We start from the raw sequence: 24,191 nt of genomic DNA on the forward strand, positions 1-24,191 counted from the left end.
ATGAACAACACCTATAAAAAAGAGACAACACGCAATGACGCCTCGGGTACTGATCGTCGATGACGATCCGATTATTCGCGACTTGCTGCACGCCTACCTGTCCCAGGAAGGCTACGACGTCCACTGTGCCGACACCGCCGAACAGGCCGATGCCTTCCTCGCCAGCCAGGATGTCGATCTGGTGCTGCTCGACATTCGCCTGCCGGGCAAGGACGGTCTGACGCTGACCCGCGAACTGCGGGTGCGCTCGGAAGTCGGCATCATCCTGATCACCGGTCGCAACGACGACATCGACCGTATCGTCGGCCTGGAATGCGGCGCCGACGACTATGTGATCAAACCCCTCAACCCACGCGAGCTGGTCTCGCGCGCCAAGAACCTCATCCGCCGCGTGCGCCACGCTCGTGTCGCCAAGCCTGCGCCGGCCTGCGTGCAGTCGCTCAAGCAGTTTGCCGATTGGGCGCTCGATACCGATCGCCGTCGCCTGATCGACCCGCGCGGCGCCGAAACCCTGCTCACGCACGGCGAGTTCCAACTGCTCAGTGTGTTCCTGCGCAACAGCGGCCATACCCTGACCCGCGACCAATTGATGGACCAGATCCGCAATCGCGAGTGGGTGCCCAACGACCGCTCCATCGACGTGCTGGTCGGCCGTCTGCGGCGCAAGTTGCATGACGATCCGGCCGAGCCGCACCTGATCATCACCATCCACGGCACCGGTTACCTGTTCACCGCCAGCGTGGCGGCCTGACGTCCATGGGCCGCCTGTGCGCCCTGGCCCTGATGCTGGTGAGCCTGCACGGTGTGGCCGGCGAGCGCATCCGCTACTGCGACTACCCGGTGTACCCGCCGATTTCCTGGAGCGATGGCCGCCAGGTCCGAGGCCTGGCACCCACCGTGGTGCGCGAGTTGCTCGGGCGCTTGGGCTACGAGGTCGAGATCGTTGTGCTGGGCAACTGGAAGCGCTGCCTGATGGACGCCGCCGCAGGGCGGGTCGATGTGGTGCTGGCCTACAACAGCGACCAGCGCGACCAGGGCATGCGCTTTTCCACGGTGCCGGTGCTGCGCGAGGAGGTGGCGGTGTTCGTCAATCAGCGCCGGCCGGTGCGCTTCGAGCACCTGGACGACCTGGCCGGCTACCGGGGCGGTCTGCTCTACGGCGAAAGCTATGGGCCTGAGTTCGACCGTTTCGTGGCGCGGCACCAAAACATCGAATGGGTGTCCTCCAGCCAGCAGAACTTCGGCAAGCTGATCCGTGGTCGCATCGACTTCGTGATCCAGGAGCGGCGTACCGGCCAGCTGTTCGTCGAGCACCTGCCTGGGGCCAAGGATATCCACGCCTTGCCCACCGCACTGAGCGTGGATTATCTGCGCGTTGCGGTTTCGCGACATTCCCCTTTGAGCCGGCGCATGGATGCCATCGACCAGCAGTTGCGCAAGATGACCGAGGCTGGCGAGATCCAGCGTTGGCTGGAGCAGAGCGAAGTGACTTACCGCGACATGATCAACCTGCCGGTGGACGCCCGATGATCCGCCTGCACACCGACGGCCTGCTGCGCCGCCTGCTGCTGTTCATCTTTCTGTTCAGCCTGTGCTTTACCGTGCTGGCAAGCTCCGTCCAGCTGTACTTCGAGTACCGCCGGGAAATGCGCGACATCGAGGCGCGCATGGCGTTGATCCGCGCCGGCTACCTGGCGAGCCTGGAGCGCAGCCTGTGGGATCTGGACGAGGCGCAACTGGACGTGCAACTGCGTGGGTTGGTGGACTTTTCCGACGTGGCGCGGGTGCGGCTGATCAGCGAAGACTTCAGGCTGCTGCGCGGCGACGCCACGCCCAAGGGGCCGCTGCGCATCGAACGTTTCGCCCTGGATTACCAACCGCCGTCCGGGCCTGCGCGGCACTTGGGCGAGCTGGAGGTCAGCATCGACCTGGGCGCTGTGCATCGGCGATTGTTTGCCACGGGGCTGACCAGCCTGTTGTGGATGGGCGTGTTCCTCTGCGGCCTTGCGGTGGCGCTGTCCGGGCTGTTCTACCGCCTGGTGACGCGCCACCTGCAAGTGATGGCCGAATTCGCACGGCGTATCGGTGCGGGGCAGTGGCAGGAACCGCTGCGCCTGGCCCGGCGCCGCTCGGCCCGTCCGGACGAGATCGACACCGTGGCCCATGCCCTGGATGACATGCGCCGGGCCATCCTGCGGGACATCGAGCGCCGCGAATTGGATCGCCTGGCCTTGCAGGACAAGCGCGACGAGCTACAGGCGATGGTCGAGCGGCGCACCGCGAGCCTGGCCAGGGCCAAGGACGAGGCGGAGGCGGCCAACCTGGCCAAGTCCAGGTTCCTGGCGACCATGAGCCATGAACTGCGCACGCCGCTCAATGGCATCCTGGGCATGGCCGAGCTGCTGCGCGGCGGCAGCCTGGCGCTGCGTGACCGCGAGCGCCTGGAAGCGTTGTACAAGGCCGGCGAGGGATTGCTGGCGATTCTCAATGAAGTGCTCTATTTCGCCCGCCTGGAAGAAGGCGAGAGCCGTCCGGAAATGGTCGACTTCTCCCTGCGCCAGTTGTGCCAGGAAGTCATGACCCTGCTCGAGCCCAGGGCTGTCGACAACGGCAACCGCCTGCACTGCCACATCGACGAACAGCTGGCCGAGTTCCAGCACGGCGCCGAACAGTACCTGCGCCAGGTACTGAGCAACCTGTTGGCCAACGCCATCAAGTTCACCGAACACGGGCAGGTCACGCTGCAGGTGCAGGTGCTGGAGCCGCGGATGGACCTGCAACGGGTGCGGGTGAACGTGAGTGACGATGGCATCGGCATCGCCCCTGCCATGCAGGCGAAGATCTTCGATCGTTTCACCCAGGCCAGCGAAGCCGTGGCCAGGCGCTACGGCGGTACCGGCCTTGGCCTGGCGATCTGCAAGCACCTGGTGGAGAAACTCGGCGGGCGCATCGGCCTGGACAGCGTCGAGGGGCAGGGCAGCTGCTTCTGGTTCGAGCTGGACCTGGCCTGCGGTCGGCAGCCTAAGACCCAGGCGCTGGTACGCCAGGCCCTGTCACCACTGAAAATTCTGGTGGTCGAGGACGTGGCGCTGAACCGAGAAGTCGCCGGGGGGTTGCTCACCCGAGATGGCCACCAAGTCAGTTTCGCCGAGCATGCCCAGCAAGCCCTTCAAGCGTGCGCCGAGTGCCGGTTCGACCTGATCCTGCTGGACGTGCACCTGCCTGGGATGAGCGGGGTGGAATTGTGCCGCCTCATCCGCGCTACGCCAGGGCTCAACCGTGAGACGCGCATCCTGGCTTTGACCGCAGGTGTGCAACCGGCGCAGGTGCCCGGTTACCTGGAGGCTGGGATGCAGGGCGTGCTGGCCAAACCTTTGAAGCTGGACAGCCTGCGCGAGGCTCTGGTTGACCTGACGCCGGTGGTGGACGCACAAGTGCCCGAGGCGTCGATGGACTGGGCCTTGCTGCAGACCCACCGCGCGTTACTGGGCGAGCAGAAACTGCAAGGTCTGCTCGTGGTTCTGCGCCAGGCGATCGATCAGCACGAGGCGGCGCTGGGGGAGGCGCTGAAGGCAGGTGACTGCACAGAGGTGGTCCACTTGGCCCATCGTCTGGCGGGCAGCTGCGATTCGTTGGGCTTTGCGGGCCTGGCGACGACGTTACGACACCTGGAGAACGTCGGGTTGAAGGGAGATGCTGGGGCATTCGAAGCCTTGAGCGAACCGCTGGCCGAGCAGATCCGCCTAGCCCGCACCACCTTGGAACAGCTGATCCAGGGCTGACGTACAAAAAAGTTACGACTTTTTACATCTTCGATCCGTCCGTACAACGGCACCTTACATCCGTTTCCAATAATCGATGGCAACCGTGCTCCACACGGTCCATGAGGCTTATTGGAGATAAGAATAATGAAATGCCGTAAAGCTCAAGACCTCCTGAATTGTCTTCCCGCCCAGTGCGCCTGCCAGGTCGAGGTGCGCCATGTCTGAATCCACTGACCGCAAAGGCATCCAACTGACCCGTGCGCTCAAGAGCCGGCACATCTTCATGCTGTCGCTGGGCGGGGTGATCGGCACCGGCCTGTTCATGGGCTCGGGGGTCACGATCAACCAGGGCGGCCCGATGGGGGCGATCCTGGCTTATTTGGTCGCGGGCCTTCTGATGTACCTGGTCATGGTCTGCCTGGGCGAGCTGTCGGTGCAGATGCCCGTGTCCGGTTCGTTCCAGGCCCATGCCACCAAGTTCATCGGCCCGGCCACGGGGTTCATGATCGGCTGGGTGTACTGGATGAGCTGGGCCACCACCGTGGGCCTTGAGTTCACCGCCGCCGGCATGCTGATGACCCGTTGGTTCCCCGAGGTGCCGATCTGGTATTGGTCGGCGCTGTTCGTCGCCGTGCTGTTCGGGCTCAATGCCCTGGCCACCCGCGCCTTCGGTGAGGCCGAGTATTGGTTCTCGGGCATCAAGGTCGCGACCATCCTGGGCTTTATCGTGATCGGCCTGTTGGTGATCTTCGGCGGCATCCCGCTGAACAATGGGGCGCCGGCCCCGATGCTCGACAACCTCATTGGCGATTCGCTGTTCCCCCATGGGCTGTCGGCGGTGTTCGCGGTCATGATGACCGTGGTGTACGCCTTCCAGGGTTGCGAGATCATGGGCGTGGCCGCGGGCGAGACCGAGCATCCGGAAAAGAGCATCCCTCGCGCTGTGCGCAACGTGGTGTTCCGCGTCCTGATCTTCTATGTGCTGGCCATCGCCGTGCTCTCGGCCATCGTGCCGCACGAGCAGGCCGGCCTGATGGAAAGCCCGTTCGTGCAAGTGTTCGACATGGTCGGTATCCCTTACGCGGCGGACCTGATGAACTTTGTGATCCTCACCGCGATCCTGTCGGTGGGTAACTCGGGGCTGTATGCCTCCACGCGTATCCTCTGGGCCATGTCCAAGACCGGCATGGCGCCCAAGAGCCTGTCGCCGCTGAGCAAGCGCGGCGTGCCGCTGCGGGCGCTGAGCATCACCTTGTGCTTCGCTTTGATCTCGCTGATGACCAGTTTCGTCGCCGCCGACACCCTATTCATGGTGTTGATGGCGGTGAGCGGAATGTCCGGCACCGTGACCTGGATCGTCATTGCCCTGGCTCAGTACCGCTTCCGCAAAGCCTTCCTGCGTGATGGCGGCAAGCTTGAGGAGCTCAAGTACCGCGCGCCGCTGTACCCCCTGGTGCCGCTGCTGTGCATCACCTTGTGCAGTTCGTTGTTCGTGTTCCTGGCCTTGGACGAGACCCAGCGTCCGTCGCTGTACTGGGGCTTTGGCTTCATTGCCGTGTGCTACGCGGCGTACTTCCTGATCAACCGTCGTCGGCAGGGGGCCTTCGAGCCGAGCGCGCCTGGCGTATGACGTGACAGTGGCGGTGCCTATTCGCGGGTAAGCCCGCTCCTACAGGGTGTTGCACAAGCCCTGTGGGAGCGGGCTTACCCGCGAATGCTTTGGCGCCGTCAGTGCAAAACCGTAGTTGTGCGAAGTTGTAACAGCCGACGCATCAAAGCCTTTTTCTGTTGGAGAAATACTCCTAAAAAACAACTAGATATGGCGCTTTATTGAGTTGTTACAGTAACTCAGGCCCCGATTGCCGTCTTGTTGAACACTTGTTTAGTATCTCTCCCAAGTCGTCCCCCTCATACCCACCAACAACAATATCGAGGCCTCCCATGACTAGCCCGTCCTCACTGCTGAGCAAGGTCGAAGCCGGCGTTGCCTGGATCACCCTGAACCGCCCCGAGCAACGCAACGCGCTGGACATCCCCAGCCTCAAGCAACTGCACGCACTGCTGGAAGCCTTCAACACCGATCCAGCCGTGCGGGTGGTGGTGCTGACCGGCACTGGGCGCAGCTTCTGCGCAGGCGCGGACCTGGCCGAGTGGGCCGAGGCCGAAGCCCGCGGTGCCCTGGAAAGCTACGGCTGGACCGAGACCGCCCACGCCTTGATGCAGCGTCTGCACAGCCTGAACAAACCCACCATCGCCGCCATCAACGGCACCGCCGTCGGCGCCGGGATGGACCTGAGCCTGTGCTGCGACCTGCGTATCGCCGCCGCCTCGGCGCGCTTCAAGGCCGGTTACACCAGCATGGCCTACAGCCCGGACGCCGGTGCCAGCTGGCACTTGCCACGGCTGATCGGTACCGAGCAGGCCAAGCGTTTGTTGTTCCTGGACGAGCTGTGGGGCGCCGAGCGCGCCCTGGCTGCCGGACTGGTGAGTGAGGTGTGCGCCGATGACCAGTTGCCGACCGTCACTGCCGAACTGGCCGCTCGCCTGGCCAAGGGGCCGACTTTCGCCTACGCCCAGACCAAGCGCCTGATCCGTGACGGAGCCCAGCGCACCTTGAGCGAGCAGCTGGAAGCCGAGCTTGCCGCAGGCCTGCTGTGCGGGCGCAGCCAGGACGGCGCCGAGGCGCTACGGGCTTCGGTCGAACGACGCGCGCCAGAATTCGTTGGTAAATAACCCCTTACACGACCTTCTTCAGGACGATTCCAGATGAATTTCCAACTGACCCAAGAACAAGAAATGTTGGTGGAAGCGGTACGCAGCTTCGTGACCAAAGAGCTGCTGCCCTATGAGGAAGAGGTGGACCGCGCCGATGCGGTGTCGCCGGAGCTGGCGGCGCAGATCCGCGGCAAAGCGATCGCGGCTGGGTTCTATGCCTTCAACATGCCCGAGGAAGTCGGCGGCGGTGGCCTGGATTATCTGTCCCAGGCGCTGATCGAGCGTGAGTTGTCCAAGGTTTCCTGGGCCTTGCACGTGTTCGTGGCGCGCCCCTCAAAGATCCTCATGGCCTGTAAGGACGAGCAGATCAACGACTACCTGCTGCCGTGCGTGCAAGGCGAGAAGATCGATTGCTTCGCCCTCACCGAGCCGGGCGCCGGCTCCGACGCCAATGCCATCAAGACCCGCGCTGTACGCGACGGTGACGACTTCGTCATCAATGGCAGCAAGCACTTCATCAGTCACGCCGGCCACGCCGACTTCGCCATCGTCTTCGCGGTCACCGACACCTACGAACACAACGGCCGCAAGCGCAATGCCGTGACGGCCTTCTTGGTCGACCGCGGTACGCCAGGCATGACCATCCGCCGTGGCCCCAAGTGCGTGAGCAACCGTGGCTACCACACCTACGAGCTGTTCTTCGACGACTGCCGCGTGCCGGCCAGCAAGGTGCTGGGCGAGGTGGACAAAGGCTGGGAGGTGGCCAACGCCTGGCTCACCGCAGGTCGGGTGATGGTGGCCGCCAACTGCGTGGGCCAGGCCCAGCGCGCCCTTGACCTTTCCCTGCAGTGGTCCGCCGACCGCAAGCAGTTCGGCCAGGCCATCGGCAGCTACCAGGGCGTGTCGTTCAAGCTCGCCGACATGGCCACCCAGATCCGCGCCGCGGAACTGCTGACCCTGCACACCGCCTGGAAGATGGACCAAGGCAGCATGACCGACGGCGAGGCCGGCATGGCCAAGCTGTTCGCCAGTGAAGTGCTGGGCAAGGTGGCTGACGAGGCGGTGCAGATCTTCGGTGGCATGGGCCTGATGGACGAGGGACCGGTCGAGCGCATCTGGCGTAACGCGCGGATCGAGCGGATCTGGGAGGGCACATCCGAAATCCAGCGACACATCATTTCCCGCGAACTGCTGCGTCCGCTGCTGCGCTGATCGGCCTGGAGATTGCCCATGTCGCACTCGATTCGTGACAACCTCAAGCGCCTGCTGGCGCCCCGGCACCTGGCCTTCGTCGGCGGGCGCAGCATGGCGCGGGCGCTCAAGCGCTGCGCCGAAGGCGGCTTCGCCGGCCAGATGTGGCTGGTGAACCCACAGCATGAAAGCCTCGATGGCGTACCGTGCGTGCCCAGTGTGGCCGAGTTGCCCTGTGGGCCGGACGCGGTGTTCATCGCCACCAACCGTGACCTGACCTTGCAATGCGTCAAGGACCTGGCCGCGATCGGCGCCGGTGGCGCCATCTGCTACGCCTCAGGCTTTGCCGAGAGCGGCGAGCAAGGGCGCGTGCTGCAACAGCGCCTGCTCGAGGCGGCCGGCTCCATGGCCTTGCTCGGCCCTAACTGCTATGGCCTGCTCGATTACCTGCATGGCGCAGCCCTGTGGCCGGTTGCCCACGGCGGCAAACAGGTAGAGAAGGGCGTGGCGATCCTCACCCAGAGCGGCAACTTCGCCTACAACCTGTCCATGAGCGACCGCTCGCTGCCCGTGGCCTACATGGCCTCGGTGGGCAACCAGGCGCAGTTGGGCATGGCCGAGCTAATGGACGTGCTACTCGACGACCCTCGCGTCACCGCCATTGGCCTGCACCTGGAAGGCCTGAAGAACGTGCCGGGCTTTGCCCGTGCCGCACACAAGGCGTTGGAACGGGGCATCCCGATCATCGCTTTGAAGACCGGCGTGTCGCAGATCGGCGCCGAGCTCGCCCTGAGCCACACCAGCTCGCTGTCGGGCTCCGATGCCCTGTACGACAGCCTGTTCCAGCGCCTGGGCGTGATCCGCGTGAGCGGCCCGGTCAGTTTTGCCGAAACCCTCAAGGCGGCCGCCTGCGGCCACTTGCCCCAGGATGGCCGATTGATCGCCCTGGCGTGCTCTGGAGGCGATGCGGGCCTGATCGCCGACTACGCCGAGCGCAACCACCTGGCCTTGCCCAAGCTTGAGCAAATGCAGGTGGATGAGTTGGCCCAGGTGTTGCCGGCCTACGCCAACCTGGTCAACCCACTGGACTTCACCACGGCGATCTGGGGCGATGGCGCGGCGCTCGAGCGCATGCTCGACAGCGCCCTGCAAACCGATGCCGATGCGGCCATGCTGGTGCTGGATTACCCGGCGGAGTTCACCGGCGAGCGCAAGGAGTGCGACCTGCTGCTGGGGCTGTACTGCGATGCCTTGCAGCGCCACGGCAAGATCGGCTTCGTCACTTCGGCCTTCCCTGAGCTGCTGCCGGCCAGCGCACGTGAACGCCTGCATGCGCGAGGCATCGCCGCATTGCAGGGCGTGGAAGATGGCTTGGCGGCCTGGGGGCGGATCGTTGCCTACCAGCGCAACCGCCAGCGCTTGCTGGAGCTGGGCGAGTCGGCCTTGGTGCCACTGTGCCCGCAGGCCCTGGGTGGCCAGGCGCAACTGCTCGATGAATGGCAATCCAAGCAGGCGCTGCGTGCCTTTGGCCTGCCGGTACCTGGCGGTGTGCTGAGCACGCCCGAGCAGGCACTCAAGGATGCCGCACGCGTTGGCTACCCGCTGGTGCTCAAGGCGGTCAGCGCACAATTGCCGCACAAGACCGAAGCCGGCGCGGTGGCCCTCAACCTGCGCGATGCCGACGCCCTGCAAGCGGCGCTCGAGCAGATGCACGGGCGCATCGCGGCCTACGCCCCTGGCGTGCCGTTCGACCAGGTGTTGCTCGAGCCCATGGCCCAGGCGCCGTTGGCCGAGCTGATCGTCGGCATCAAGCGCGAGAACGATTTTGCCCTGGCCTTGGTGATCGGTGCCGGTGGGGTGCTGGTGGAATTGCTCAAGGACAGCGTCAATCTGCTGCTGCCGACCACCGACGGCGCCATCCGCAACGCCGTGCTGGGCCTGCGCAGCGCCGGTCTGTTGCAAGGTTTCCGTGGCCGCCCGGCCGCCGATCTCGACGCCTTGGTGGCGGCGATCCGCGCGGTGGCCGACTACGCCTGCGAAAACGCCGGCCAGTTGCTGGAGCTCGACGTAAACCCATTGATGGTCGGTGCCCAAGGCACCACCGCGGTCGACGCGCTGATCCGCCTCGGCCAGGCGCAAGGAGAACAACATGCATGAACGTCCTTTGACCGGCGGCCAAGCCCTGGTACGGCTGTTGAGCAACTATGGGGTCGACACGGTGTTCGGTATCCCCGGGGTGCACACCCTGGAGCTGTACCGGGGGCTGCCGGGCAGCGGCATCCGCCATGTGCTGACTCGCCATGAACAAGGCGCGGGCTTCATGGCCGACGGCTATGCGCGGGTCAGTGGCAAGCCGGGTGTGTGCTTCGTCATCACCGGCCCTGGTGTGACCAACGCTGCCACCGCCATCGGCCAGGCCTACGCCGATTCCATCCCGATGTTGGTGATTTCCAGCGTCAACCACACCGCAAGCCTGGGCAAAGGCTGGGGCTGTCTGCACGAGACCCAGGACCAGCGCGCCATGACCGCGCCGATCACCGCATTCTCCGCCGTGGCGCTGAGCACCGAGGACCTGCCGGAGCTGATCGCCCGTGCCTGGGCGGTGTTCGACAGCGAACGCCCGCGTCCGGTGCACATCTCGGTGCCGCTGGATGTGCTGGCCGCGCCGGTTACCCGCGACTGGAGCAATGACGTGGTGCGCCGCCCAGGGCGCGGCCTGCCGGATCGCGACAGTCTGCAGCAGGCTGCCGTCAAGCTGGCCAACGCCAAGCGGCCGATGATCATCGCGGGCGGTGGCGCTTTGCACGCGGCGGCTGAGCTCGTGCAACTGAGTACGCGCCTGGCCGCACCGGTGTTCACCAGTGTCGCCGGCAAGGGCCTGCTGGCCCCGCAGGCGCCGCTCAATGCCGGTGCCAGCCTGTGCGTCGAACCGGGCTGGCAAATGATCGGCGAGGCCGATGTGGTGCTGGCGGTAGGCACCGAGATGGCCGGTACCGATTTCTGGCGTGAACGTCTGCCATTGGCCGGCGAACTGCTGCGGGTGGACATCGACCCACGCAAGTTCAACGACTTCTACCCCTGCGCGATTGCCCTGCACGGCGATGCCCGGCAGACCCTGGCCAGCCTGCTGGAGCATCTGCCGCAGGCCACCCGCGATGCCGGTGCCGCCATCGCGGCCGTCAACAACCTGCGCCAGGCGATCCGGGCAGGGCATGCGCCGCTGCAGGCGATTCACCAGGCGATTCTCGACCGCATCGCCGCCGCACTGCCGGAAAACGCCTTCATCAGCACCGACATGACCCAACTCGCCTACACCGGCAACTACGCCTTCACCAGCCGGGCACCGCGCAGCTGGCTGCACCCGACCGGCTACGGCACCCTGGGCTACGGCCTGCCGGCCGGCATCGGCGGTATGTTCGCCACCGAAGACCGCCCGGGCCTGGTGCTGGTGGGTGATGGCGGCTTCCTCTATACCGCCCAGGAACTGGCCACCGCCGTTGAAGAGCTCGACCGCCCGCTGGTGGTGCTGCTGTGGAACAACGACGCCTTGGGGCAGATTCGTGACGACATGCTGGGCCTGGACATCGAACCGATTGGCGTATTGCCACGCAACCCGGACTTCATCGGCCTGGCCCGCGCCTTTGGGTGCGCCGTGCGCCAGCCGCGCAGTCTGGACGAGTTGCAATCGGATTTGGTCGACGGATTTGCCACGCCAGGCGTGACCTTCATCGAACTCAAGCACGCCTGTGCCCGTTGACCGCACCTTCAGGACAACAAATAGAGAACAAGCATGATGCCATTCCGTCGTACCCTTCTTGCCGCCTCCCTGGCCCTGCTGGCCGCCCAGGCCCCGCTGTACGCCGCACCGCCGTTGTCGATGGACAACGGCATCAACGCCCTGACCATCCAGAACAGTAACGCCTGGGTCGAGATCAGCAAGAGCGCCATCGAACACAACATCCGGACCCTGCAGGCAGAACTGAACGGTAAATCCAAGCTGTGCGCGGTGCTCAAGGCTGACGCCTATGGCCACGGTATTGGTCTGGTAATGCCCTCGATCATCGCCTTGGATGTGCCGTGCGTGGCGGTGGCGAGCAACGAGGAAGCCCGTGTGGTCCGTGCCAGCGGCTTCAAAGGGCAACTGGTGCGGGTGCGCCTGGCCAGCGTGAGCGAGGTGGAAGACGCCTTGCAGTACAACATGGACGAGTTGGTCGGCAGCGCCGAGTTCGCCCGCCAGGTGGCGGCGATCGCCCAGCGCCACGGCAAGACCCTGCGTATACACCTGGCCCTGAACTCCAGCGGGATGAGCCGCAACGGCGTGGAAATGGCCAGTTGGTCGGGCCGTGGTGAAGCACTGGAGATCGCCGAGCAGCCGAACCTGGAACTGGTCGCGCTGATGACCCACTTCGCCGTCGAAGACAAGGACGACGTGCGCAAGGGCCTGGCCGCCTTCAAGGAGCAGAGCGACTGGCTGATCAAGCATGCCAAACTCGACCGCCGCAAGCTGACCCTGCACGCGGCCAACTCCTTCGCCACCCTGGAGGTGCCCGAAGCGCGCCTGGACATGGTACGCACCGGCGGCGCGCTGTTCGGCGACACCGTGCCCAGCCACACCGAGTACCGCCGCGCCATGCAGTTCAAGTCCCGCGTGGCGGCTGTGCACAGTTACCCGGCCGGCAACACCGTCGGCTATGACCGCACCTTCACCCTGAGCCGCGATTCGCGCCTGGCCAACATCACCGTCGGCTACTCCGATGGCTATCGCCGGGTGTTCACCAACAAAGGTCATGTGCTGATCAACGGTCACCGTGTGCCGGTGGTAGGCAAGGTGTCGATGAACACCCTGATGGTGGATGTCACCGATTTCCCTGACGTCAAGAATGGCAACGAGGTGGTGCTGTTCGGCAAGCAGGCGGGCGGTGAAATCACCCAGAGCGAAATGGAAGAAATCAATGACGCGCTGCTGGCCGACCTCTACACGGTCTGGGGTAGTGCCAACCCGAAGATCCTCGTCGACTGACGCCTTCATAGGAGACGCTCATGCGCTTTGCCAAGCTGACCCAACGCATCGCCGGCGACGGCGCCGCCGCCTGGGACATCCACTACCGCGCCCTTGCGATGCAGGCCGAGGGCAAGGACGTCCTGTTGCTGTCGGTGGGAGATCCGGATTTCGACACGCCGGCGCCCATCGTCGAGGCGGCCATCGATAGCCTGCGCGATGGCCACACCCATTATTCGGATGTACGCGGCAAGCTGGCCCTGCGCCAGGCCATTGCCCGTCGCCACCAGCAACGCAGCGGCCAGGCGGTGAGCGCCGACCAGGTCACGGTGCTGGCCGGTGCGCAGTGCGCGTTGTTTTGCGTGGCCCAGTGCGTGCTCGATCCGGGCGACGAGGTGATCGTCGCCGAACCCATGTACGTGACCTACGAGGCCGTGTTCGGCGCCTGTGGCGCGACGGTGGTGCCGGTGCCGGTCAAGCCTGAGAACGGGTTCCGCGTGTGCCCCGAGGATGTGGCGGCACGTATCACCCCGCGTACCCGTGCCTTGGCACTGAACAGCCCGCACAACCCTTCGGGCGCGAGCCTGCCGCGCGCCACCTGGGAGGCGCTGGCCGAGCTGTGCATCGCCCATGACCTGTGGCTGATCTCCGATGAGGTGTACAGCGAGCTTTTGTATGACGGCGAGCATGTCAGCCCCGGCAGCCTGCCGGGCATGGCCGAACGCACGGCGACCCTCAACAGCCTGTCCAAGTCGCACGCGATGACCGGCTGGCGGGTGGGCTGGGTGGTGGGTTCGACCGCGCTGGCGGGCCATCTGGAAAATCTGGCCCTGTGCATGCTCTACGGCTCGCCCGACTTCATCCAGGACGCTGCGGTGGCGGCACTGGAGCAACAGCTGCCGGAGCTTGAGGCAATGCGCCTGGCGTACCGCCAGCGCCGTGACCTGGTCTGCGAGCGTCTGGCTGGTTGCCCGGGCATCAAGGCGCTCAAGCCTGATGGGGGCATGTTCGTGATGGTCGATATCCGCGAAACCGGCCTCAGTGCCCAAGCCTTCGCCGACCGCCTGCTGGATAGTCAGGGTGTATCGGTACTGGCGGGCGAGGCCTTCGGCCCGAGCGCTGCCGGGCATATCCGCCTTGGCCTGGTGGTCGGTGCACAGGCGCTGGAAGAGGCGTGCCGACGCATCGCCCGGTGCGCCGCCGAACTGATGAAGGAGCAGACCCATGCGTGAGTACGCGCGGCTGTACATCGACGGCGCCTGGCAGGTGCCGAGCGGGCAGGGGATGGCCGAGGTCATCGACCCGGCCAGCGAAGTTGCCATCGGCCGTGTGCCGCTGGGTGACGAGCAGGATGTGGAGCGGGCGGTGAATGCGGCGCGAAGGGCGTTCGCTGAGTGGTCGCGCACGCCATCGAGCCGGCGTGCAGGCTATATCCGTGCCTTGGCCGAGCAATTGCGTGCGCGGGCCGGAGAAATGGCCGATGTGATCACCAGCGAACTGGGCATGCCGGTGCAGTGGTGCCAGATGGTGCAGGTCGACGGGCCAATCGAAGGGCTGGAGCAGTATGTCGAACTGGCTGGCTTGATGGATGAGGTGCGTGAAGTCGGTAACTCGCTGGTGTACCGCGAGGCGGTGGGCGTGTGTGCCTTCATCAACCCGTGGAACTACCCGCTGCACCAGATGATCGGCAAGCTGGCACCGGCCTTGGCTGCCGGTTGCACGGTGGTGGTCAAGCCGAGCCAGGAGACGCCGCTGCACGCCTTCTTGCTGGCTGAGATGATCGACGCCATTGGGCTGCCGGCCGGGGTGTTCAACCTGGTCAGCGGGCCGGGGTCGAAGGTGGGCGAGGCGCTGGCTCGGCATCCGCAGGTAGACATGGTGTCATTTACCGGCTCTACCGGCGCCGGGGTGCGGGTGTCCCAGGCGGCGGCGCCGACGGTCAAACGGGTGTGCCTCGAACTGGGCGGCAAGTCGCCGCTGCTGATCACCGCCGACGCCGACCTGGAAGCGGCGGTGCGCCATGGTGTGCAGGACGTGATGATCAACTCCGGACAGACGTGCACGGCGTTGACCCGCATGCTGCTGCCGGTCGAGCGCTACGCCGAGGCCTTGGAGATCGCCTTGGCCGAGACGCGTGCGCTGGTCATGGGCGATCCGCGTGATCCGCAGAGTTTTCTGGGGCCGATGTGTTCGGCAGGGCAGCGGCGCACGGTGCTCGACTACATCCGCCTGGGGCAGGAAGAGGGCGCGCGATTGTTGTGCGGTGGTGATTCGGCGCCTGGGTTCGAGCGTGGATTCTACGTTGCGCCGACGCTGTTCGCCGATGTCGACAACCGCATGCGCATCGCCCAGGAAGAGATCTTCGGGCCGGTACTGTGCCTGATCCCGTATGCCGATGAGCAGCAGGCTATTTCGATGGCCAACGACTCGCCGTTTGGCTTGTCCAGCGCAGTGTGGGCAGGCAATCGCGAGCGTGGGCTGGCCTTGGCCCGACAGATGCGTGCCGGGCAGTGCTTCGTCAACGGTGGCGGGTTCAACTACCGGGCACCGTTTGGCGGCTACAAACAGTCCGGAAACGGGCGTGAATGGGGCGAGGAGGGGTTGGGTGAGTTCATCGAAGTGAAGGCGGTTCAGCTCTGAGACCGGAGGGCTGCTGTGCAGCCCATTCGCGGGTATACCCGCTCCCACAGCAACCTCGCTGCTTTAGGGCAACGGTGAACCTTTGGGAGCGGGTTTACCCGCGAAGAGGACGCGAAGGGGAAGGATCACCCCACCGCCACATCCTCCACGGGCCTGTCGAACGCCACGAACAATTGATCGGCCGTGATCGCCCCCAGATCCAGGCGCATGTTCGCCTCGAGCATGGCGAACAGACGGGTGAACACCTCGTACACCTTGCAGTGATCCTCCATCCCGGAAAACGGGTTGTCGATCTTCTCGGCGATCAATGAGCTTTCCTGCACCGCGTCGTACACCTCGCGCAGGGTGATTTCGCTGGCCGGGCGGGCCAGGGTCAGGCCGCCATGAGCGCCACGCCAGGACTTGAGAATGTCGGCCTTGACCAGTTGCGAGGCCAGGCTGCGCACCCGTGCCGGATGGACCTTGACCCACTTGGCGATGGTCTCCGTACGCAGTTTCTGCGGTGCGTTGGCGGCCACGAACGAGAGGATGTACGAGGCGGTGATCAGGCGAGTCGACTGGCTCATCGGCAAAGGTCCCTGGGTAAAAACCGAAGTCTACACCCCTGTGAAAATCTCACTTGGCAGGGGCGTGGCATTGAGTCTAATGTATTTGTCACGATGACAATTACAAATATTTGGTCGTCGGGCGAACAAGACCTTTCCTGGCGGTTCAACAGAGGCGATGCCATGAGCGATAACAAGAACAAGATCACTCAAGCGATGCCCGATAGCGGCCTGCCGCGTCGGGATTTCCTCAAGTACAGCGCGGCGGCGGCCACCTTCGCCGGCGCCTTCTCGCTGGGCCTGCCGATGTCGGGCTGGGCCGAGGAGGGCACCCCTAAGGCCGGCGGCGTCCTGCGCATGGGCCTGGCGGGTGGCAGCACCACTGATTCCGGCGACCCAGGCTCGTGGAGCGATACGTTTACGTTTGTCGGGTTCTCGGCCGTATACAACACCCTGAGCGAAATCAGCGTCGACGGCACGGCGATTCCAGAGTTGGCCGAGCGCTGGGAGTCCAGCCCCGACGCCAAGGTCTGGACCTTCACCCTGCGCCAGGGCGTCACCTTCCACGATGGCAAGACCCTGGACGCCAACGATGTGGTCGCCTCGATCCAGCACCACCTGGGCGAAAAATCCACCTCGGCGGCCAAGACCGTGCTCGGCGATGTCGCCCAGGTCCGCGCCCAGGGCAACGACACCGTGGTGTTCGAGCTGCATTCGGGCAATGCCGACTTCGCCTATGTAGTCGCCGATTACCATCTGGTGATCATGCCGGCCAAGGACGGTGTGGCTGACTGGCGCTCCGGCAACGGCACCGGCGGCTACCGCCTCAAGCGCTTCGAGCCAGGCGTGCGCATGGACCTGGAGCGCAACCCGAACTACTGGAAGCCCGGTCGTGCGCATTTTGCCAGCGCCGAACTGCTGGCCATCGCCGATGGCGCTGCGCGGGTCAATGCCCTGGTCACCGGCCAGGTGGACGTGATCAACAAGGTCGATCTCAAGACCGTGGCGCTGCTCAAGCGCAACCCGCAGTTGGTGATCGAAGAGACCAAGGGCGCCCAGCACTACACCTTCCCCATGCTCTGCGACAGCACCCAGTTCAAGAACAACGACGTGCGTTTGGCGCTCAAGTACGCCATCGACCGCCAGGCCTTGTTGACTTCAGTGCTGCATGGCTACGGCCAGATCGGCAACGACCATCCGATCCAGCCGGGCAGCCGCTTCATCAACCCGGCGCTCGAACAGCGCGCCTACGACCCGGACAAAGCCCGTTTCCATCTGCGCCAGGCTGGGCTGGACGCGCTCAAGGTGCGTTTGCAGGCTTCGGACGCCGCCTATACCGGCGCGGTGGACGCTTCGGTGCTGTTCAAGGAGCAGGCGCGCAAGGCGGGTATCGACATCGATGTGGTGCGCGAACCGGCCGATGGCTTCTTCACCAACGTATGGATGAAGCAGCCGTTCACCACTTCGTTCTGGTACAGCAGCCTGACCGCCGACCGCATGTTCAGCATCGGCTATGCAAAAGGCGCAGCCTGGAACGAGACGCACTGGGACAACGCCCGCTTCAACCAGCTGCTCAATGCCGCCCGTGGCGAAATGAACGCGCCGCTGCGGCAGGAGATGTACAACGAAATGCAGGCCCTGTGCCGCGACGACGGCGGCGCCATCGTGCCGCTGTTCGCAAGCTCGGTGGCGGCGCGTTCGCGTCGGGTCACCCACGGCGGGGTCACCGCGCCCTATGGCGAACTCGATGGCCTGCGGCTGATCGAGCGCTGGTGGCAGGCCTGATCCCTTTCGTTACTGCACGAGGAGCCCATGGTGAATAGTCTTGGTTCATTACTCGCGCGACGCCTGGCCTTGGGCCTGTTGTCGCTGCTGGCCGTCTCGGTGATCATCTTCCTGGCCGTGGGCATGCTGCCTGGCGATGTCGCCCAGGCCATGCTGGGCCAGGCGGCCACCCCTGAAACCGTCGCGGCGCTGCGGGCACAACTGGGTCTGGACATGCCGGCCTGGAGCCGCTTCGGCCACTGGGCCTGGCAGCTGTTGCACGGTGATCTGGGTGTATCGCTGGCCAACCAGCGGCCGATCGCAGAGCTGATCGGCGCGCGACTGGGCAACACCTTCAGCCTGGCGCTGCTGGCGGCGCTGGTCTCGGTGCCGTTGGCCTTGCTATTGGGCATGCTGGCGGCGCTGTACCGCAACTGTTGGTTCGACCGGTTGCTCAACACCAGTGCGCTGACGGCGGTGTCGTTTCCGGAGTTCTTCGTCGCCTACATCCTGATCCTGGTATTCGCGGTGAAGCTGGCCTGGCTGCCGAGCATTTCCAACCTGTCGCCTGATGCCTCCCTGGGCGAAGTGCTGGAGCGCTCGTTGCTGCCGGTGCTGACCCTGGCCCTGGTGGTGGTCGCGCAGATGATGCGCATGACCCGTGCGTCGCTGATCAACCTGCTGGCCAGCCCCTACATCGAGATGGCCCGGCTCAAGGGCATCTCGCCGGCGCGAGTCATCTTCCGCCATGCCTTGCCCAACGCCTTGGCGCCAATCATCAACGTGGTGGCGTTGAACCTGGCGTATCTGGTGGTGGGGGTGGTGGTGGTCGAGGTGGTGTTCGTCTACCCAGGCCTGGGCCAACTGCTGGTGGATTCTGTCGCCAAGCGCGACATCCCGGTGGTGCAGGCCTGCAGCCTGATCTTCGCCGCCACCTACATTCTGCTCAACACCAGTGCCGATGTGCTGTCGATCGCCAGCAATCCGCGCCTGATGCATCCGAAGGGGTAGCCGATGAGCCTGTTCAAGCAATTGCAGCGTGCGCCGCTGAGCGCCAAGTTCGGTTTGCTGGTGATCGTCCTGTATGTGCTGGTGGCATTGTTTGCTCCGGTACTGGCGCCATTCGGCGAGACCGAGGTGGTGGGCGAGGGCTTCGCGCCCTGGGGTGGGCAGTTCCTGCTGGGCACCGACAACCTGGGTCGCGACATGTTCAGCCGTCTGGTCTATGGCGCGCGCAATACCTTGGGGATCGCTTTTCTGACCACTGCCCTGGCCTTTGCCGTGGGCGGCTTTTGCGGCCTGGTGGCGGCGATCAAGGGCGGCTGGATCGACCAGGGCCTGTCGCGCCTGGTAGATGTGTTGATGGCCATCCCGCAGCTGATCTTCGCCTTGCTGATCCTGAGCGTAGTCGGCACCACGGCCACCTCGTTGGTGCTGGTGATCGCACTGCTCGATGCCACCCGGGTGTTCCGCCTGGCACGGGCGGTGGCAATGACAGTGGTGGTACAGGACTTCGTCGAGGCCGCGCGCCTGCGCGGGGAGGGACTGTGGTGGCTGGTCAGCCGCGAGGTGCTGCCCAATGCCGCAGCGCCGTTGATCGCCGAGTTCGGCCTGCGCTTCTGTTTTGTCTTTCTGTTCATCAGTGCCTTGTCGTTCCTGGGCCTGGGTATCCAGCCACCGACCGCCGACTGGGGCAGCATGGTGCGTGACAACGCCGTGCTGATCACCTTCGGTGACGTCAGCCCACTATTGCCGGCGCTGGCCGTGGCGCTGATCACCGTCAGCGTGAACTTCGTCGTGGACTGGGTGCTGCACACGGCCAGTGGCCTCAAGGAGTGCTGAACATGAGCCAACCATTGCTGGAAATTCGTAATCTGCGCATCGACGGCCACCACGACGATGCCTGGCACCCGCTGATCAAGGGCATCGACCTGACCCTGGCGCGAGGCGAGGTGCTGGGGCTGATCGGCGAATCGGGGGCGGGCAAATCGACCTTGGGCCTGGCGGCCATGGGCTACGTGCGCGACGGCTGTCGCATCAGCGGCGGCTCGGTGCGTTTCGATGGCCAAGAGCTGGTGGGTGCAGCGCCCGAGACCTTGCGCCGTCTGCGCGGCTTGCGCATCGCCTACGTGGCACAGAGCGCGGCAGTATCGTTCAACCCGGCCCACCGTTTGATCGACCAACACATCGAGACGGCGGTGAAGAACGGTGGCGTCGACCGGGCCAAGGCCGAGGCCGAAGCGGTGGAGCTGTACCGGGTGCTGCGCCTGCCGGACCCCGAGCACATCGGTCAACGCTACCCGCACCAGGTCTCCGGTGGTCAACTGCAGCGGGTGATGACCGCCATGGCCATGGCCTGTCATCCGGACCTGATCGTCTTCGACGAGCCCACCACGGCCCTGGACGTCACCACCCAGATCGAAGTGCTGACGGCCATTCGCGATGCCGTGCGCACCTATGGGAGCGCCGCGCTGTACATCAGTCATGACCTGGCGCTGGTAGCCCAGATCGCCGATCGCATCATGGTGTTGCGTCACGGCAGCCTGGTGGAAGAGGCCCAGACCCGCGCCATGCTGCAAACCCCCACCCAGGACTACACCCGCTCGCTATGGGCGGTGCGCAGTTTCCACACCCAGCCCAAAGCGCGCCCACCCCAGGCCCAGCCCTTGCTTGAGGTGCGCAAGGCCAATGCCAGCTACGGCGCCCAGCCGGTGCTGCATGAGGTGTCGCTCACGCTGCATCGGGGCCAGACCCTGGCGGTGATCGGCGAGTCGGGCAGCGGCAAGAGCACCACCGCGCGGCTGATCACCGGCCTGTTGCCGGCCAGTAGTGGGCAAGTGCTGTACGACGGCCAGGCGCTGCCAGCGGACTATCGCCAGCGCAGCAAGGAGCAGTTGCGGCGGATCCAGATGATCTACCAGATCCCCGACACCGCCTTGAACCCCCGCCAGCGCATCGTCGACATCATCGGCCGTCCGCTGACCTTCTACCTGGGCCTCAAGGGCAAGGCCTTGCGCCAGCGCGTGGCTGAGCTATTGGAGATGATCGAACTGGACCCGGCCAAGTACATGGACCGCCAGCCCCGCGAGCTATCCGGCGGGCAGAAGCAGCGCATCTGCATCGCCCGGGCACTGGCGGCCGAGCCTGAGCTGATCATCTGCGACGAAGTCACCTCGGCCCTCGATCAACTGGTGGCCGAGGGCGTGCTCAAGCTGCTTGATCGCATCCAGCGGCAACTGGGCGTTTCCTACTTGTTCATCACCCACGACGTGGCCACGGTACGCGCCATTGCCGACGAAGTGATGGTGATGCAACGCGGCCGAGTGGTCGATCACGGCAGCCGCGAGGCCATCTTCTCGCCGCCGTATCGCGACTACACCGGGCTGCTGTTCTCCTCCGAACCGGAAATGGACCCTGACTGGCTCGACCGCCTGCTGGCCCGCCGCGCCGGAGACTCCAACCTGCAACCTGTGCAAGGACAACCTTCATGAATGTACTGATCGTCCACGCTCATCCCGAGCCGCAATCCTTCACCGCCGCCCTGCGTGACCAGGCGGTGGAAACCTTCAAGGCCCAGGGGCATCAGGTGCAGGTCAGCGACCTGTACGCGATGGGCTGGAACCCGGTGGCCAGCGCCGAGGACTTCGGCAAACGCGAAAACCCCGACTACCTGGTCTATGCCTTGGAGCAGCGCCTGGGCGTCAAGAGCGGTTCGATCGCCCCGGACATCCAGGCCGAGCTGGACAAGTTGCTGTGGGCGGACCTGCTGGTGCTCAACTTCCCGATCTTCTGGTTCTCGGCGCCGGCCATGCTCAAGGGCTGGATCGACCGGGTGCTGGTGTCCGGCGTTTGCTATGGCGGAAAGCGTTTCTACGACCAAGGCGGGCTGGTGGGCAAGAAAGCGCTGGTCACCGTGACCCTTGGCGGGCGCGAGCACATGTTCGGCGAAGGGGCGATTCATGGGCCGCTGGAAGACATGCTCCGGCCGATCCTGCGCGGCACCTTGGCGTACGTGGGGCTGGAAGTGCTGCCGCCGTTCGTGGCCTGGCACGTGCCTTACATCAGCGATGAAGCACGCAAGGGCTTTTTGCGCGACTACCAGCAGCGCCTGGAGCACCTGTCGGACGACCTGCCGCTTGAGTTCCCCAAGCTTTCGCAATTCGACGAGGCGCTGTACCCGCTGGCCAAATGATTGCGACCGATTGTCGCTGAGCGGACGCCGGGGAGGGCGGCGCAGGCCGTCTGCCCCGGTTTGTTGCCCGGCGCGCAACAGATATTCTTTGCGTCAAGACTTTTCAGTGGCGGCCCTACGACTTAAGGTGGCAGCAAGCAAAACTGTCTGGAGCTCCAATGTCGAACTTCCCCACTGTCCGCCCTCGTCGCCTGCGGCAGAACGAATCCCTGCGTACGCTGTTCCAGGAGACCGAATTTCGCCTAGACGATTTGATCCTGCCGATCTTCGTCGAAGAGGGTATCGATGATTTCGTCCCGATCACCAGCATGCCGGGGGTCAACCGCATTCCTGAGAAGATGCTCGCCCGTGAAATCGAGCGTTATGCCCGTGCCGGTATCAAGTCGGTGATGACCTTCGGCGTTTCGCATCACCTGGATGCCACAGGCAGCGACACCTGGAACGAAAACGGCCTGGTGGCGCGCATGGCGCGCATCTGCAAGGACACGGTGCCGGAAATGGTGGTGATGTCCGACACCTGCTTCTGTGAATACACCAGCCACGGCCATTGCGGCGTGCTGCACGATCACGGCGTGGACAACGATGCCACCCTGGCCAACCTGGGCAAGCAGGCGGTGGTGGCCGCGGCGGCCGGTGCCGACTTCATCGCCCCGTCGGCGGCGATGGACGGCCAGGTCCAGGCGATCCGCAGCGCCCTGGACGGCGCAGGCTTCCATGACACCGCGATCATGGCCTACTCGACCAAGTTCGCTTCCTCGCTCTACGGCCCGTTCCGCGAGGCCGGCGGCACCGCACTCAAGGGTGACCGCAAGAGCTACCAGATGAACCCGATGAACCGCCGCGAGGCCGTACGCGAGTCGTTGCTCGACGAGCAGGAAGGGGCGGATGTGCTGATGGTCAAGCCGGCCGGTGCCTACCTGGATGTCATTGCCGACATCCGCGCCGCCTCGCGCTTGCCGTTGGCGGCGTATCAGGTCAGCGGCGAGTACGCGATGATCAAGTTCGGTGCTTTGGCCGGTGCCATCGACGAAGCCCGCGTGGTGCGTGAGAGCATCGGCTCGATCAAGCGTGCTGGTGCGGACCTGATCCTGACCTACTTCGCGATGGACCTGGCGCGCGACGGTATCTGAGCCCTCGGGGCCGCGCTGCGGCCCTTTCACAGGGTCGCGGCTCAAGCCGCTCCTACAGGAACGGCGTTGCCCTGCGGATTCGCATCAGGTCCCGTTCTTGATCTTGCTCCAGGTCCGTGTGCGCATCCGCTCGTATTTGAGCGGCAACGTCTCCAGGGTGAACAACGTGCCCATCACCTCAGCCGGTGGATAGACCGCCGGGTCTTTCAACAGCCGTGGATCGACCAGGGACAGTGCGTCCTTGTTGCCGTTGGGGTAGCCCACATAGTCGGATGACTTGGCCACCACCTCCGGACGCATCATGTAGTTGATGAAGGCGTGCCCCTGCTCGGGGTGTGGGGCGTCCTTGAGCACCACCATGTTGTTGATCCACATGGGCGCGCCTTCGCGGGGGATGCTGTAGGTCACCTGCACGCCATTGTTGGCCCGCTCGGCCGCCTGCTTGGCGCTGTACACCGAGCCGCCCCAGCCTACCACCACGCAGATGTCGCCATTGGCCAGGTCCGTGGTGAACTTCGACGAATCGAAATAGCGCACATAGGGACGGATGCCCTGCAGCAGTTCCTCGGCCTTGCGGTAGTCGTCCGGGTTGCGGCTGTTGGCGGGCAGGCCAAGGTAGTGCAGGGCGATCGGCAGGATCTCTACCGGCGCATCGAGCATGGCCACGCCACAGGCGCTTAGCTTTTCGATGTTCTCCTTGCGCAGCACCAGGTCCCAGGAATCCACCGGCGCGTCCTTGCCCAGCAGTCGGGTCACCTTAGCCTTGTCGTAGCCGATACCGGTGGTGCCCCACATGTAAGGCACCGCGTAGCGATTGCCCGGGTCGTTGGTGGCGAGCTTGCGCATCAGCTGCTCGTCCAGGTGCGAGCGGTTGCCCAACTGGGCGAGGTCCAGCGGCGCGAGCACGCCGGCCTTGATGAAGTTGGGCAGCAGGTCGTCGGGCACCATCACCACGTCATACCCGCTATGGCCGGCCATCAGCTTACTTTCCATGACTTCGGCGTTGTCGAAGGCATCCAGCACCAAGGTCGTGCCGGTGGCCTGCTCGAAGGCCTTGGGCGTTTCCGGTGCCAGGAAGTCGGACCAGTTGTAGAAATGCACGGTGGGTGCACCGGCGGCGACGGCATCGAGGCTGAGGAGCCCGGCAAGGCCGAGCGTGGCCAGGCGACGGCCGAGGGCTGGGGGACGTACGAGCTGCATTTGTAATCCTTGTTATCGCGCTGCAAAAGGGGTAGGGCGAATGTAGGCGCG

The 24,191-nt window shown here is 64.9% G+C and carries 19 protein-coding genes; 17 read left to right on the forward strand and 2 right to left on the reverse strand.

Features of this window, described 5'->3' with window-relative positions; genetic code table 11:
* Window positions 1-34 precede the first annotated feature (34 nt).
* The 11 genes from J5X93_RS12305 (at window position 35) to J5X93_RS12355 (ending at window position 15,309) form a co-directional block, all read left to right on the forward strand.
* Window positions 35-751, forward strand: a complete 717-nt coding sequence (locus tag J5X93_RS12305; RefSeq protein ID WP_043210832.1) for a response regulator — start codon at window positions 35-37, stop codon at window positions 749-751.
* A 5-nt stretch (window positions 752-756) separates the two neighbouring features.
* A complete protein-coding gene (locus J5X93_RS12310) occupies window positions 757-1,530 on the forward strand; it encodes a substrate-binding periplasmic protein (RefSeq protein WP_090342749.1) in 774 nt (257 codons plus the stop codon).
* Window positions 1,527-3,782, forward strand: coding sequence for an ATP-binding protein (locus J5X93_RS12315; protein ID WP_090342751.1), 2,256 nt, complete (start codon window positions 1,527-1,529; stop codon window positions 3,780-3,782). The genes J5X93_RS12310 and J5X93_RS12315 overlap by 4 nt, the downstream gene beginning before the upstream one ends.
* A gap of 199 nt (window positions 3,783-3,981) precedes the next feature.
* Window positions 3,982-5,394: an amino acid permease gene (locus J5X93_RS12320; RefSeq protein ID WP_043210838.1), complete on the forward strand. Its 1,413-nt coding sequence runs from the start codon at window positions 3,982-3,984 to the stop codon at window positions 5,392-5,394.
* A gap of 311 nt (window positions 5,395-5,705) precedes the next feature.
* Entirely contained in the window at window positions 5,706-6,497 is a 792-nt protein-coding gene (locus tag J5X93_RS12325; protein WP_182819041.1) for an enoyl-CoA hydratase/isomerase family protein, read from the forward strand.
* A 33-nt stretch (window positions 6,498-6,530) separates the two neighbouring features.
* Window positions 6,531-7,691, forward strand: a complete 1,161-nt coding sequence (locus tag J5X93_RS12330; RefSeq protein ID WP_043210842.1) for an acyl-CoA dehydrogenase family protein — start codon at window positions 6,531-6,533, stop codon at window positions 7,689-7,691.
* A gap of 18 nt (window positions 7,692-7,709) precedes the next feature.
* A complete protein-coding gene (locus tag J5X93_RS12335) occupies window positions 7,710-9,827 on the forward strand; it encodes an acetate--CoA ligase family protein (RefSeq protein ID WP_182943256.1) in 2,118 nt (705 codons plus the stop codon).
* Entirely contained in the window at window positions 9,820-11,427 is a 1,608-nt protein-coding gene (locus J5X93_RS12340) for a 5-guanidino-2-oxopentanoate decarboxylase (protein ID WP_182943254.1), read from the forward strand. Before J5X93_RS12335 ends, J5X93_RS12340 begins: the two co-directional genes overlap by 8 nt.
* A 36-nt stretch (window positions 11,428-11,463) precedes the next feature.
* Entirely contained in the window at window positions 11,464-12,690 is a 1,227-nt protein-coding gene (alr, locus tag J5X93_RS12345) for an alanine racemase (protein ID WP_043210868.1), read from the forward strand.
* Window positions 12,691-12,710: 20 nt separating this feature from the next.
* Complete coding sequence (locus J5X93_RS12350; RefSeq protein ID WP_043210850.1) at window positions 12,711-13,901, forward strand: pyridoxal phosphate-dependent aminotransferase; 1,191 nt, start codon at window positions 12,711-12,713, stop codon at window positions 13,899-13,901.
* Window positions 13,894-15,309 (forward strand): aldehyde dehydrogenase family protein, encoded by a 1,416-nt coding sequence (locus tag J5X93_RS12355; protein WP_182943252.1) that lies wholly within the window; start codon window positions 13,894-13,896, stop codon window positions 15,307-15,309. Before J5X93_RS12350 ends, J5X93_RS12355 begins: the two co-directional genes overlap by 8 nt.
* Window positions 15,310-15,434: 125 nt before the next feature.
* Here the strand turns inward: J5X93_RS12355 and J5X93_RS12360 are convergent, their stop codons facing one another.
* Window positions 15,435-15,875 carry an RrF2 family transcriptional regulator gene (locus J5X93_RS12360; protein ID WP_043210854.1) on the reverse strand — a complete coding sequence of 147 codons (441 nt, stop codon included), beginning with the start codon at window positions 15,873-15,875 and terminating at the stop codon, window positions 15,435-15,437.
* A gap of 162 nt (window positions 15,876-16,037) precedes the next feature.
* On the opposite strand from J5X93_RS12360, the gene J5X93_RS12365 reads away from it, so the two are divergent.
* The 6 genes from J5X93_RS12365 to hemB all read left to right on the forward strand — a co-directional run bounded on the left by J5X93_RS12365 (window position 16,038) and on the right by hemB (window position 22,940).
* Window positions 16,038-17,639 carry an ABC transporter substrate-binding protein gene (locus J5X93_RS12365; RefSeq protein ID WP_043210857.1) on the forward strand — a complete coding sequence of 534 codons (1,602 nt, stop codon included), beginning with the start codon at window positions 16,038-16,040 and terminating at the stop codon, window positions 17,637-17,639.
* A 27-nt stretch (window positions 17,640-17,666) separates the two neighbouring features.
* Window positions 17,667-18,629 (forward strand): ABC transporter permease, encoded by a 963-nt coding sequence (locus J5X93_RS12370; protein ID WP_414628448.1) that lies wholly within the window; start codon window positions 17,667-17,669, stop codon window positions 18,627-18,629.
* A gap of 3 nt (window positions 18,630-18,632) precedes the next feature.
* Entirely contained in the window at window positions 18,633-19,460 is an 828-nt protein-coding gene (locus J5X93_RS12375; RefSeq protein WP_043210859.1) for an ABC transporter permease, read from the forward strand.
* A 2-nt stretch (window positions 19,461-19,462) separates the two neighbouring features.
* Window positions 19,463-21,109, forward strand: a complete 1,647-nt coding sequence (locus J5X93_RS12380) for an ABC transporter ATP-binding protein (RefSeq protein ID WP_182943250.1) — start codon at window positions 19,463-19,465, stop codon at window positions 21,107-21,109.
* Window positions 21,106-21,810, forward strand: coding sequence for an NAD(P)H-dependent oxidoreductase (locus J5X93_RS12385; RefSeq protein WP_043213957.1), 705 nt, complete (start codon window positions 21,106-21,108; stop codon window positions 21,808-21,810). The genes J5X93_RS12380 and J5X93_RS12385 overlap by 4 nt, the downstream gene beginning before the upstream one ends.
* Window positions 21,811-21,968: 158 nt before the next feature.
* A complete protein-coding gene (hemB, locus tag J5X93_RS12390) occupies window positions 21,969-22,940 on the forward strand; it encodes a porphobilinogen synthase (protein ID WP_043213955.1) in 972 nt (323 codons plus the stop codon).
* A gap of 84 nt (window positions 22,941-23,024) precedes the next feature.
* On the opposite strand, the gene J5X93_RS12395 is transcribed toward hemB, so the two are convergent.
* Complete coding sequence (locus J5X93_RS12395) at window positions 23,025-24,140, reverse strand: polyamine ABC transporter substrate-binding protein (RefSeq protein WP_052352496.1); 1,116 nt, start codon at window positions 24,138-24,140, stop codon at window positions 23,025-23,027.
* Window positions 24,141-24,191 lie beyond the last annotated feature (51 nt).

It is taken from the genome of Pseudomonas sp. BYT-1 (assembly GCF_023611805.1).
In the GTDB taxonomy this organism is placed as follows: domain Bacteria; phylum Pseudomonadota; class Gammaproteobacteria; order Pseudomonadales; family Pseudomonadaceae; genus Aquipseudomonas; species Aquipseudomonas guariconensis.

What these genes read in the sequence shown, in the direction of transcription:
- J5X93_RS12305 (WP_043210832.1), top strand. Translation starts at nt 35, where the DNA reads ATGACGCCTCGGGTACTGATCGTCGATGACGATCCGATTATTCGCGAC.
- J5X93_RS12310 (WP_090342749.1), top strand. Translation starts at nt 757, where the DNA reads ATGGGCCGCCTGTGCGCCCTGGCCCTGATGCTGGTGAGCCTGCACGGT.
- J5X93_RS12315 (WP_090342751.1), top strand. Translation starts at nt 1,527, where the DNA reads ATGATCCGCCTGCACACCGACGGCCTGCTGCGCCGCCTGCTGCTGTTC.
- J5X93_RS12320 (WP_043210838.1), top strand. Translation starts at nt 3,982, where the DNA reads ATGTCTGAATCCACTGACCGCAAAGGCATCCAACTGACCCGTGCGCTC.
- J5X93_RS12325 (WP_182819041.1), top strand. Translation starts at nt 5,706, where the DNA reads ATGACTAGCCCGTCCTCACTGCTGAGCAAGGTCGAAGCCGGCGTTGCC.
- J5X93_RS12330 (WP_043210842.1), top strand. Translation starts at nt 6,531, where the DNA reads ATGAATTTCCAACTGACCCAAGAACAAGAAATGTTGGTGGAAGCGGTA.
- J5X93_RS12335 (WP_182943256.1), top strand. Translation starts at nt 7,710, where the DNA reads ATGTCGCACTCGATTCGTGACAACCTCAAGCGCCTGCTGGCGCCCCGG.
- J5X93_RS12340 (WP_182943254.1), top strand. Translation starts at nt 9,820, where the DNA reads ATGCATGAACGTCCTTTGACCGGCGGCCAAGCCCTGGTACGGCTGTTG.
- alr (WP_043210868.1), top strand. Translation starts at nt 11,464, where the DNA reads ATGCCATTCCGTCGTACCCTTCTTGCCGCCTCCCTGGCCCTGCTGGCC.
- J5X93_RS12350 (WP_043210850.1), top strand. Translation starts at nt 12,711, where the DNA reads ATGCGCTTTGCCAAGCTGACCCAACGCATCGCCGGCGACGGCGCCGCC.
- J5X93_RS12355 (WP_182943252.1), top strand. Translation starts at nt 13,894, where the DNA reads ATGCGTGAGTACGCGCGGCTGTACATCGACGGCGCCTGGCAGGTGCCG.
- J5X93_RS12360 (WP_043210854.1), bottom strand. Translation starts at nt 15,875, where the DNA reads ATGAGCCAGTCGACTCGCCTGATCACCGCCTCGTACATCCTCTCGTTC.
- J5X93_RS12365 (WP_043210857.1), top strand. Translation starts at nt 16,038, where the DNA reads ATGAGCGATAACAAGAACAAGATCACTCAAGCGATGCCCGATAGCGGC.
- J5X93_RS12370 (WP_414628448.1), top strand. Translation starts at nt 17,667, where the DNA reads ATGGTGAATAGTCTTGGTTCATTACTCGCGCGACGCCTGGCCTTGGGC.
- J5X93_RS12375 (WP_043210859.1), top strand. Translation starts at nt 18,633, where the DNA reads ATGAGCCTGTTCAAGCAATTGCAGCGTGCGCCGCTGAGCGCCAAGTTC.
- J5X93_RS12380 (WP_182943250.1), top strand. Translation starts at nt 19,463, where the DNA reads ATGAGCCAACCATTGCTGGAAATTCGTAATCTGCGCATCGACGGCCAC.
- J5X93_RS12385 (WP_043213957.1), top strand. Translation starts at nt 21,106, where the DNA reads ATGAATGTACTGATCGTCCACGCTCATCCCGAGCCGCAATCCTTCACC.
- hemB (WP_043213955.1), top strand. Translation starts at nt 21,969, where the DNA reads ATGTCGAACTTCCCCACTGTCCGCCCTCGTCGCCTGCGGCAGAACGAA.
- J5X93_RS12395 (WP_052352496.1), bottom strand. Translation starts at nt 24,140, where the DNA reads ATGCAGCTCGTACGTCCCCCAGCCCTCGGCCGTCGCCTGGCCACGCTC.